The 11,734-nt window shown below is 49.4% G+C and carries 5 protein-coding genes; 2 read left to right on the forward strand and 3 right to left on the reverse strand.

Translation table 11 applies throughout. The features are described from left to right. Positions 1–120 precede the first annotated feature (120 nt). A complete protein-coding gene (locus H6F91_RS25585; protein WP_190773224.1) occupies positions 121–3,312 on the forward strand; it encodes a PAS domain S-box protein in 3,192 nt (1,063 codons plus the stop codon). Positions 3,313–3,326: 14 nt separating this feature from the next. Here the strand turns inward: H6F91_RS25585 and H6F91_RS25590 are convergent, their stop codons facing one another. From H6F91_RS25590 to H6F91_RS25600, 3 genes are all read right to left on the reverse strand, one after another. Next, positions 3,327–5,582 (reverse strand): DUF1796 family putative cysteine peptidase, encoded by a 2,256-nt coding sequence (locus H6F91_RS25590; protein ID WP_190773225.1) that lies wholly within the window; start codon positions 5,580–5,582, stop codon positions 3,327–3,329. A gap of 316 nt (positions 5,583–5,898) precedes the next feature. After that, the gene (locus tag H6F91_RS25595) at positions 5,899–7,002 is read right to left on the reverse strand and encodes a spore photoproduct lyase family protein (RefSeq protein ID WP_199308050.1); all 1,104 of its coding nucleotides are present in this window, start codon (positions 7,000–7,002) and stop codon (positions 5,899–5,901) included. A gap of 407 nt (positions 7,003–7,409) precedes the next feature. Continuing rightward, complete coding sequence (locus tag H6F91_RS25600) at positions 7,410–8,312, reverse strand: manganese catalase family protein (RefSeq protein ID WP_190773226.1); 903 nt, start codon at positions 8,310–8,312, stop codon at positions 7,410–7,412. A gap of 1,314 nt (positions 8,313–9,626) precedes the next feature. Between H6F91_RS25600 and H6F91_RS25605 the strand changes: the two genes are divergently transcribed. Further along, positions 9,627–11,375: a GGDEF domain-containing response regulator gene (locus H6F91_RS25605; protein ID WP_190773227.1), complete on the forward strand. Its 1,749-nt coding sequence runs from the start codon at positions 9,627–9,629 to the stop codon at positions 11,373–11,375. The last annotated feature ends 359 nt before the right edge of the window (positions 11,376–11,734 follow it).

Raw genomic sequence — 11,734 nt, forward strand, 5'->3', positions numbered from 1 at the left:
TCGGCATAATCGAAAGGCATATTACTGGAGCAGCATCCCACCTGCGGAAATTATCCTATCTACCCTAAGGGAACTCTGTGCGGATGTTGCCGTAGTCTTGCCCCTCTATACCAACAGCCCATGGTTGAGCAGTGGAATAAAAATAATCCAGTTCAACCCGAGGTCGACGGGTGGGGAGTTGAGGTGGCTCCTGTCCTGTCGTCGTATCCATCTCCGCCAGAACTGGCGCAGCAATGGGAGGGGCAAATTCATGCCCAATCTGAGGTTTTAGAGGCTATTCTTGCCGCCTCTGTCGACCATATTTATGTATTTGACCGTGCCGGTCGCTACCAGTATGTGAGTCAGGGCGGTGCGGAGATTATGGGCTATGACCCAGAAGAGTTGTTGGGCAAAACTTGGGGGGAAGCTGGGCTGCCCGTGGACCAGATGCACCGGGTTGATGCTCAACGGGAAACCGTCATGGCAACGGGGCAGCCGATCAAGGCCGAAATTCAATACACAGGAATCCACGGAACCCACGACTACGAGTACATTCTCACTCCCTGGCGCACCTCTGATCAGAGAACAGTGGGCGTCATTGCCATTTCCCGCGATGTGACTGATCGCAAGCGTGCAGAACGAGAACGCGAAGCTACTAAGCAGCAGGTCACTAACCTGCTCGAAAGTATTACTTACGGCTTTATCGCCTTTGATTATGAATGGCGCTATACCTATGTCAATGCAGCCGCAGCCAAGATGGCAGGGCGATCGCCCCAAGAACTTCTGGGTCGCCGCTGGCAGGAGGTATTTCCCGATGTGCTGAGCCAGAATGCTGACATGGCCCAGCATTTTGAGCGGGCGATGAGAGAGCGGGTTACGGTTCATTTTGAAACGTTTTCCACGCCTCTGAAACGTTGGGTTGAGATGACGGCGTTTCCTTCGCCTGAGGGGATTTCGGTGTTCTTTCGAGATGTGGGCGATCGCAAACAAGCGGAAGATAGTCTACGTCAGCGGGAACACGAGTTTCGCACTCTGGTTGAAAATACGCCAGATATCATCATTCGCTACGATCGCCACCTCCGCCACCTCTACGTCAACCCTACTATCGAACAAGCTCTGGGCCTGCCACGGCAGGATTTTATTGGTAAAACGGGAGCCGAGCTTGGGTTTACAAGTGCCACGTCTCAGAATTGGGATACCGTGTTGCGCCAAGTATTTGAGACCGGAGAGGCCAGTACCCTGGAATTTGAGTTTCCCAATCTCGCCCAGCAAATGCGGGCGTATCAGGCCCAATTTGTTCCCGAAATCATTGAGGGAGATGCTATTCAAACGGTGCTGGCAGTTGTGCGCGATGTCACCGAATACAAAGGCGTTGAGCAAGAGCTACGCGATAGTGAGGAGCGTCTGCGGTTAGCCATGGATGCCGGCCACATGGGTGCCTGGGAATGGAATCTCGACACCAATGTGCAGCGCTGGGATGTGAACCAGTACAAAATCTTTGGGGTTGATAAGGATCAAATTGAATTAGACGCAGACACGTTTTTTAACTTTGTTCACCCTGATGACTGGCCCCATGTTCAGGAAACCAACGCCCGTGTTCTATCAGAAGCCAGCAGCTATCGAACGGAGTTTCGCATTATTCAGCCCAATGGTCGGGTGCGCTGGTTATCCAGCCAGGGTATGGTGGTGCAGGGTCGCGACGGCAAGCCGGTGCGGATGATTGGGGTCAACTTTGACGTTACTGATCGCAAACTGGCGGAAGAAGCATTACGCAGCAGCGAAAACCGCTACCGCACTCTGGCGAATGCTGTTTCGCAATTAATGTGGACGAATGATGCAGCCGGCCAGGTGCAATTCTTCAATCAAACCTGGCTCGATTACACAGGAATGTCCCTGGAGGAAAGCCTAAAACAGTGGGCGAAAAAGATTCACCCCGATGATTGGCCCATCATTCGTGCTGCCAGAGCCCAATCCCTTGAAAAGGGTGAAGCGTATGAAATGGAAATGCGGCTACAACGGTTTGATCAAACCTACCGCTGGCATCTGGCCCGTGTGGTGCCGCTGAAAGATGAGGATGGGCAGGTGATCTCCTGGTTTGGCACCGCGATGGATATCCATGAGCGCAAACAGGCAGAAGAGGAGCGCGATCGCCTCCTCCAGTTAGAACAAGCCGCCCGTACCCAGGCCGAAACTGCCAATCGCATCAAAGACGAATTTCTGGCAGTGCTCTCCCATGAGTTGCGATCGCCGCTCAATCCTATTCTGGGCTGGACAAAGCTTCTGCAAACCCGTCAACTTGATTCCACCGCAATTCAACGGGCGCTTGATACGATTGAGCGTAATGCCAAACTCCAGGCCCAATTAATTGAAGATTTATTGGATATCTCCCGCATTCTGCGAGGCAAATTGACGCTGAACGTGGGAGTGGTCAACCTGACCAACATCATCGAAGCTGCGCTCGAAACAGTGCGCTTGGCCGCTGAGGCGAAGCATATCACTATCCAAACCCGCTTTTTACCCGATGTTGGGCCTGTATCGGGAGATGGAGCACGGCTTCAACAAATTGTCTGGAACTTGCTCTCTAATGCTGTCAAGTTCACGCCCAATGGTGGTCGCGTTGAAGTTTGCCTAGAGCAAGTCGGTACAGAGGCATGTATCATTGTCCAGGATTCTGGAAAAGGGATTAAGCCTGAATTCTTGCCCCACGTTTTCGATCATTTTCGCCAGGAAGACGGAACCACTACCCGTCAGTTTGGTGGGTTAGGTCTGGGCCTGGCGATTGTTCGTCACCTAACTGAATTACACGGGGGTAGCGTTCGTGCCGAAAGCCCTGGGGAAGGACTGGGAGCCACGTTTATTGCTCAACTTCCTGTACTGAGTCCCTCAGCCCAACAGGCTATTGCACGAAGCGCCCTCAGAGCACGCTCCCGTTGTCTAACCCCTCGTGCCTGTTTAGAAAACCTCCGCATTTTAGCGGTTGATGATGAAGCAGACATGCGAGAGCTCATCCATACAGTGTTGGAACAATCGGGGGCTATGGTTCAGATAGCCGCTTCGGCCCAGGAAGGATTGTCTGCTTTAGCAGACTTCAAACCCGATATTCTCATCAGCGATATTGGCATGCCGGAGATGGATGGCTACAGTTTTCTGCGACAAGTTAGGAATTTGCCCGAAGACCAGGGGGGACAAATCCCGGCGATCGCCCTCACAGCCTACGCGGGTGAAGCCAATCATCAACGAGCCCTGGCTGTTGGCTTTCAACGCCATCTCTCTAAACCCGTTGAACCGGAAGTTTTGATAGAGGCGATCACCCAGGTTCTAGAAAACCGTTAGGATCCTTATAAATTCTATGCCACCGTTTTTGGAGGTGTTGGAGGACACCAGAACAAATTTTTACTAGACACTCCCAGGGATTCTAAAATCCCTTGCATAATGCCGGTGCAATACATCCAGTGCCCCATATCTTCATACATCCGATCGGGGTTAAACTCCAGGTTATAGTGTAGGACACTGGTCAGGCCTGCAAACTCTTCTGAAGATTGCGGCGAAATGAGCAGCAGGTGAAAAGGCTTACCGTTACAGTGTTTCTCTAACTTTGTGATCAGATCAATCACACCGTTGCGGTCAGCTCTGCCCGTTCGCATGAACAGAATCTTGTCACTATGCTGAAGAGTATACCAAAAGCGTTTGGACCGTGCCGAATAACGCGTGCGCATACGCTCATACACGGGCTTTATATCTTGCAGTGGATCATCCGTTTCTTCAACTTCATGAGCAAAAGACAACCCCGACCACTTGCCATGGTAGATACGCCCTGCATCAAAGTTGTAATGCAAAAAGTCAGGGTTCCACATATCCTCAAACTTATTTTCGATCATGTCTGCTACATCACTAATCTGCGTGGTGCGCGTCAGATCGAAGGGGAAGGCAGGTCCGTCATACTCCATCTTGTAGAGCACCATGCGAATGGCACAGCGATCGCCCAATGGTACCAATGCAATCCGACTAATATCCGTTAACGAACATTGATACTGCAAGCGCAAAACGGACTTCGCAGGTGCTTTCACCCGGCTCTCCAAACCCTCATTGCCAACCATTAGTGTGCGGAAAGGCGCATCGGGATTCAGCGGATCACTATACACACCTTGGGGTAATGCCTTTAGGGCACTCCGAACCTGTTTCCACATGGGATGGATGTTGAAAGTATGGTCCGATTCATTGATGATTCGAATGTGATGCTCATCCTCCTGCAAAATCCCCAACTGACCGTCATAAAACAGTAGGCGAGTTTTGTCGGGTAGCCAAAAATTGAAAGCAGGACAATATTCCTGATCTGATTCCGGAGGGATTTCCAGAGTGGTCGCGATCGCCCCATCCTCGCCCACAGAAATACACGTCGGTTCCCCTGTTGTGGCATCCTCTGTCCAGTAAATACCTGGGCGTAATCCTGCCTTGCTTTGCAACTCCCGCTGTAAATTGTGCCAATGGGGGGCAATGGTATAAGGGTAAGGGGATGGGTTGGTGATCCGCAGTTTTCGCTCCAGCACTCGTGCCGAAATTTGAAAACCTTTTTCGTCCCGATAAATGAGAACCGCTTCAGGCTGCTGTTGTTCCTGGAGCCAGGTGTCACGGTTTTGCTGAAAAAAAGGGAGGGCGATCGCCTCAAACATGAGCTGATGCCCATAGGTATTAGGATGGGCTGGATCATAGGAAGCTCCACTCTTCCAACGTCCCTGGCCATCCTCCACCGCCTCCAACCAGTCGAGCACTGGGATGCCCCAACTCACCATCCGCTGCTGCGTCTCCTTCAGCAACCGATAATGCTCTGGAGAATACGCACCATGGGGATAAACGCCACCTAGAATAGGACGTGCGCCGATTTCCCAGGTCATTTTGATCAATTGCTGCAAGCCGATCTCAAAGTGCTGCTGCACTGCCTGTCGCTTTCCGGGAGGGCAAAAAGCAAACCCTTCATTTCCGAGGGAAAGGGCAATGACTACAATGTCGGGTCGCTCGGGTGTAACCACAGAGGGGAAACGGGCGATCGTACGACTGACATCGGCTCCCAACTCGGACAGGTTCACGAGTTGGTGACCATACTCCTGGTGAAGTGCCTGCTCCAATTTGGAGGCCCACCCGTCCATCATCCAGGCTTTATGCCCCAACGCAACCGAGCTACCCAAAACAACTACCTTTAAACCATCCGGCGCTTTATCAGGTAGCGGCCTCGTGTAATTTTCCAGATAACCAAAGGGGTAGGGCTGTACAAAGCCAAAGGCTCCATCATCCACAATTAGCGTTTGGCCCTCAGCCTGGGTGATAGATTCTAGCCCAAGCCACCGATTCCAACCCCAGGCCTCATAGTTCACCCGGCCATCAGGACCGAAGCGTACATATTTGTACTCAATGGCTTGACGCTCAGCAGTTTCCAGGGCAGGCTGAGGCCCAATTTCTATATCAGCATGCCAGATGGGGTATTGACCAGCACGAGTTTGTAGGCGGACACAGCGGTTAATATCCCATTCGCCCAATTCGGGAATAGAACCCACCAGACCGATCGATTCACCTACCTTGGTTTGCGCACTGATCTGGAAGTGAAACATAGTATTTTTTCCAGATAATCGAGACTAAGTGTGAGACAGGCAGATAAACCGCAAAACTGAATTGAACCTACCATGGAACAGGCCAAAGGTATGTCACAGAATTGACACCACAGAATCCCCCTATAGGCAGGTTAGCCCCAAAAAGCTTCTCCTTCCTTTCTAAAACAAGACCCTGGAAGCCCTACTTTTTGTGCGCAAAGTGCACAAAAAGTAGGGCTTCCAGGGTCTTGAATAGGGTGTGGAGGAGGGGTGTGTGGTTCCTTCTCTACACCCTATTCATAGGCTTGAAGAACCACCTGAAGGGGCAAGACTCGAATCAAAACGCATAGCGAATGGTGCAATAAGGCAGTGTCTGCTGTAGTAACCCACAAAATTGCTCAACCCATGTGCCCTTAAGCCCTCTTCTATAACGCACATTACGCCCTCCAGTTTCCGATATCTTGGCTTCCTGCAGTTCAGGTCGCCACAACATCGCTTCTGCTTGAGGATGCCAGTTCATATTGACGTCGTGCAACTGCTCGTTGTGAGTTAGAAAGATAATCTCACATTTTAACTGGGCCTTCGCTGCCGGGCTCAACACATCATCCAGTTCCTTAAATAGAGCTTCGTACTCCTCCAACCAATTCTCGTAGAAGATAACAGGGGAGAAATTGAGATGAACTTCGTACCCCGCCTCCACAAAGTCATTGATGGCAGCAATACGATCGCCCACGGCTGATGTTCGCACATCTACCACTTGAGCGATCGCCGCAGGCATCAAGCTAAATCGTATCCGCGTCTTCCCCTGTGGATCATAATCCAATAAATTACGATTTACCCGCTTTGTGGCAAAGCTTGCTTTTGCATTTGGAATGTCACGAAATAGATGAATTAAATCCTTCACGTTATCGCAGATCGCTGTGTCTACGGAGCAATCGCTATTTTCTCCAATGTCATACACCCAACAATCCGGATCAGCCTGATTCGGCTCCGTCTTCAATCCTTGCTTTGCAGCATGGCGTTGAATGTATCGTGTAATCTTTTCAATATTTACGAACGTTGTAATTGGATTTGCATAACCTTTGCGTCGAGCAACATAGCAGTAAGCACAAGCCATTGCACAGCCATTTGCATGAGAAGGTGCCACAAAGTCTGAGGAGCGGGTATTAGGACGTGCAGTCAAAGACTTCTTAACACCTAAAACAAGCACGGTATGTTTGATGCGGTTCCAATCATCTACAGAACCTTCATTACCATGCAGTTCTGGAATATTCCAGTGGGATGGCACTTCAATGCGTTGAGCATCAGGGTACTTTGCAAAAATCTCCTGCCCACGCTTGAACTCAAGCACATCGGGCTCATGGTAAATCAGCTTTATGTTTAGGAGGCGAACAAGATCGCGATCGCTCCCAATCCCCCTATTTTTCAGAGAACTAGCCAATGTCCAAAAACTCCAAAACGTCTATCAGGTCTGCTGATGCCACCCTAACGTCTTCCCCGCAGCAAAAGAACGAATCGTAAGGTGTAAAACTCTACTCCCCATGGGAGATTCTTGATGAACCCGTTAACCCGGCCATTGAAGAGTGGACAATGCTCTGCGGGCCTAGTAATGACAATATCGATAGGGTTGTTTTTTGTACGCGAAGCACATGAAAAAACAACCCTTAGAACAGGTTCTAGAACCCAGAGAAAATCGAGTGCAAAGCGTTCTTTCCTCTAGGTTCTGACACGTTTTGGGTGTACCTCGTACACCCAAAACGCTCGTTTACGATCTACTGAATCTAGAGATTTGGTGTTACAAAGCTCTACCGTGTATTCTCTACATACAGCATAACTTAAAACAGACTTCTACTTGGCTGTTCCCTTCTGAGAGGTAGAACCAGATTTTAAGTCTTGTGTGGGGGTAGCAATACCCGTAGTGGTGTACAGACGGGCATTTCCGGGCGGCAGAACAGGCTCTTCTCCCAGAGGTTGAGGATTTGCGACATACTCAAAGCCATTCTTCGCCCAACGGCCTTCTGCACTCTCAGTTCCTTCCGAGTTATTCCAGAACTGGTTGGCCGCTTCCGATTTTTCCAGCTCGGTGGGGAAACGGCTAGGTACAGGAGTCGACTCCAACCCATCAGCTTCTAACTCTTCAATCGCAGCCAACCACTGCTTCTGGTGCATGCTATCACGGGCAATCAGGAAACTGAGGGTGTCCCGAACGCCAGGATCACGGGTCATTTCATAGAGCCGCACAGCTTGCAACCGCCCCTGAGATTCCGCATGAAGATTAGAGCGGAAGTCTGCCATTAAGTTGCCGCTAGCTATGATAAAGCGACCATTCCAGGGAAAACCAACACTGTCTTGAGGCATGGCCCCTAGTCCCGACACAATGCTGTGCTGAGGGTTCATGGCTGCTCCCATAATATCCATGATGACGCCCTCAGGCTTTTCGCCACCCATGACAGCGCCCACAACAGGGTCTTTTGCTCCATCTTCCTGCATTTGGACAGGAGCATTATCAAGTAATTGGGCAATCATTGTGGACAGAATTTCGATATGCCCAATTTCCTCAGTACCAATGTCTAGCAACATATCACGGTACTTAGCAGGCCCCCGGCAATTCCAGCCCTGAAACAGGTACTGCATCATCACTGTCATTTCACCGAAAACGCCACCAATCAACTCCTGCATCTTTTTGGCATAGATGGGGTCGGGGCTTTCGGGTGGCGTGAAATACTGCAACCGCTTGGTGTGTAAAAACATGGAATTCTTCTCCTAGAAAGTGAATTACAGACAGACGATTCACGAGTGGATAAAGTATTCGGCAAATAACTTGATGCAGTGGAAAAATAGGTTGGAGACTCAAAAAAACGAACTCACAAGCCCAAACTGATGAGCCGTGCTTGACTGGGTAATGAGTGTAATTCCAGTTCTACAAGCGCTACTAATCATTTGTAGCGGCTACGTTCTGAAGAATCAGAAGGAGTCAAACTATTTCCATGAAGGCTCAGGTTGCTATGCCTATAAGGAATATCTATCCGCTCCAAATGAAGGCTTTTACTGCCTGAAGTCTTTTTTAATTTAAAAACTTCAGTGCTTCATCAAATCAATCAATAGGCGATACAGATACTCTATCAATAGAAACAATCCCTACTTCTGCTTCACAGTATTGCTGAGCAAAACGTACTCATCTTTGAACCGTGCTGTAGCATTCTGTTAATGATATTTTCAGAATCGTAAATAGCATTAGTTCGCACAGTTTTTGTGAAACCCTTGATTTTGCGTGCGTGAAGCGCACGCAAAATCAAGGGTTTCACAAAAACTGTCCAGAATATTGCGCCACCAACATAAGATGCTATGTGCCGCGTGAAACGAACTGCACAGCCTCTGTGTCTCCTAATTAATTGAGGTGAGCTACTTAAAAGCTACAAAAACATTTTTCTACAGCATTTTTCAAACTGATGAGGTGTGAGGGATAGGTGCGGTACGAAGTCCCACACCTATCCCTCACACCTCATCAGTTTGGAGAGGGGCATAAAGTATTGGATGTCAATTTGCTTGGATGGTATGTAGCGCAAAATAATATTGAAAATCAGATAAAGCCGATCGGGAAATACGGAGTCTAATTTTCCTGGCCTACAATTTTTACTTAATAATCCGCAAAAATATCGTATTCCTTACCAGGAAATGGGCACCATAGTAAGACGGGTGTTGTGCTTGCTGACTCCACAACTGCAAGCTTTGCAGAGTGAAGCCAGCCGTTCCGAACTTCTGTGATTTTCATCAGGGAAGCTCGGCAGGTTCATGAAATTACTACTTCTGGCAACGATCCCTCGCTGATCGGTCTATGCCTCGGTCGCATCTCAACTGTCATCACTCTAACAAACCATTGCTTGAGCCAGGAATGTTGGAGGTATTCCCAAGGTGATTTAGGCATCTGCCCTATTCCTTCTCAAACTGCCTCAAGAATAGGTTGAAAACATTGTGGGGAATAGTTTTCAGATGAGCCTGCCCGCATCTTCAAACGACTGCTCAAGCTTTACAGGAAACAAACAATAAGAGCCATTCGGTTTAGCTATGAGAGAGCAAAGTGTAGTTGTGAAGAAAATTCTGGTCATCGAAGACGACGCGATTATCCGGAATTCCATACTTAAATTCTTACAGATGGAGTCTATGGAGGCGGTCTCCGCAAAGGATGGTGAGTCCGGTGTGAAGGCTGCCCAGGAACAAGACCCAGACCTGATTATTTGTGATATCTCGATGCCAGGATGGGATGGTTATCAGGTACTAGAAGCTCTTAAGGGTAACCCTGCCACTGCCCGCATTCCATTCATCTTTTTAAGTGCTAAGAGCGATCGCTCAGATCTCCGCTTAGGTATGGAAATGGGGGCTGATGACTACATCACCAAACCCTTCACTCGTCAGGAATTGCTGGCCGCTATTGCGGCTCGCCTGAATAAGCAGGCCGCTATTACCCAACCTTATGTGGATGCGATGAAGCAGGCGGTCGATAACCTGAAGCAACTGGCTTATCGAGACGCTCTGACGGGTTTACCTAACCGCATTTTATTTCACCATCACCTGCAAGAAGCCATCAGCCGAGCTCAGGCAAACCAAACGTCTCTCGCAGTGTTGTACCTTAACATTGACAACTCCCGAGTGGTCAATGAGCGTCTAGGGCAGGAATTTGCCGATGAGTTGCTGCAGGCGATCGCCCAACGCCTCCAGAGCAATGTTGATCAGCCCTATACCCCTGCCCGTCTGGGCGTCCACGAGTTTGGTGTCATTTATGAATCAGTAACACGCCGTCAGGAAGTTGCTCGACAGGCTCAGAATTTGTTGAAACACCTGCTGGAAACCTACTGGGTTCGGGGGCAGTGGGTGAGTGTTCAACTTAGTGTGGGTATTGCTCTCTACCCCGACAATGGGACATACCCTAATGATTTAATCCATCATTCTCGTTTAGCCATGCAGCAGGCTAAGCGCTCGGGTGAGAACCGCTACCAATTTTACAACCTAGAGGTAGATGCCCAAGTTACTCAACGCCAATGGATCACCGGGCAACTACCGCGAGCACTGGAAAATGGTGAATTTCAACTCCAATTTCAGCCGCAACTACATCTAATTACTGGACGCATCATTGGAGCAGAGGCCTATGTTCGCTGGCATTGTCCGGAGATAGGCGTACTCTACCCTAGCAGCTTTCTGGCGATCGCTCAGGAACTCGAACTTCTAGATCGTATCGAGCATTGGATCCTCCAATCTGCTTGTCAGCAAGCAAAGGCCTGGCAGACCTATAATCAATTGCCTATCAAATTGCTGGTCAATCTCTCTAACCAACACCTGCACCACTTCAACTTGGTCGAATCAGCCTCTCAAATTTTGGAACAAACCGGGCTCAGTCCTGACCTCTTGGTCTTTGATGTGCAGGAATCTGACCTGATGGAAGACGTTGAAGCCGGCGTAACCCTACTCAACCAACTCAAAGATATGGGCATTCGCACCGTGATTGATGACTTTGGTATTGGGTTTACCTCCCTCAGCTATTTGCGGCGGCTTCCAGTGGAGGGAGTGAAGATCGATACGTCGCTAATTGCCGACATTGCTCATGATCCCGAGGCGTTGTCTATCGTGAGAGCGATTGTTGCCGTAGCCCAGAGTTTGCAATTGCGAGCGATCGCTGAAGGAGTGGAATCTGACGACCAGGTGAATCTGCTGCGACAGAGCGGCTGTTATGCAGCCCAGGGGCGATTCCTCTGCCCCCCCCTCTCTAACCAGGAGTTTGTGAATTACCTTCAGTCTCGCCGCCCTGAATTTTCCCGGTAACACAGTCATATTCCCTTTGGTCGCTTCGTGTCTTGCATTCAATTACGCACGATTGCTAGGTATGGTGTGTTTCGCACACCATACCTAGCAATCGTGCGTAATTCCTGCTTCCGTCCAAGCTATAACCCCGAAACCTTATATCACCTGTGCAGCAGGTAGCATAGGATTTGAGATTTTATGTTTCTATCCGTCGAGTACTTGTAGGCTTACACAATCAAACGAGGACGGGCCATCTTTAAAGCACCTTGTGGAGCACGGCTTCTCAAAAATAACCCTACGTGGGTCTGATTCTTTGAGGTAGAGCTATAGTGATAGAGCCCTGTTGCTCCCGTTATGCTGTACTGAGTCCAGTTCGTTTT

Source organism: Leptolyngbya sp. FACHB-8 (genome assembly GCF_014695575.1).
Classification (GTDB): domain Bacteria; phylum Cyanobacteriota; class Cyanobacteriia; order Elainellales; family Elainellaceae; genus Vacuolonema.

Coding starts and splice junctions, on each gene's coding strand:
- H6F91_RS25585 (WP_190773224.1), top strand. CDS start 121: ATGGTTGAGCAGTGGAATAAAAATAATCCAGTTCAACCCGAGGTCGAC.
- H6F91_RS25590 (WP_190773225.1), bottom strand. CDS start 5,582: ATGTTTCACTTCCAGATCAGTGCGCAAACCAAGGTAGGTGAATCGATC.
- H6F91_RS25600 (WP_190773226.1), bottom strand. CDS start 8,312: ATGTTTTTACACACCAAGCGGTTGCAGTATTTCACGCCACCCGAAAGC.
- H6F91_RS25605 (WP_190773227.1), top strand. CDS start 9,627: ATGAGAGAGCAAAGTGTAGTTGTGAAGAAAATTCTGGTCATCGAAGAC.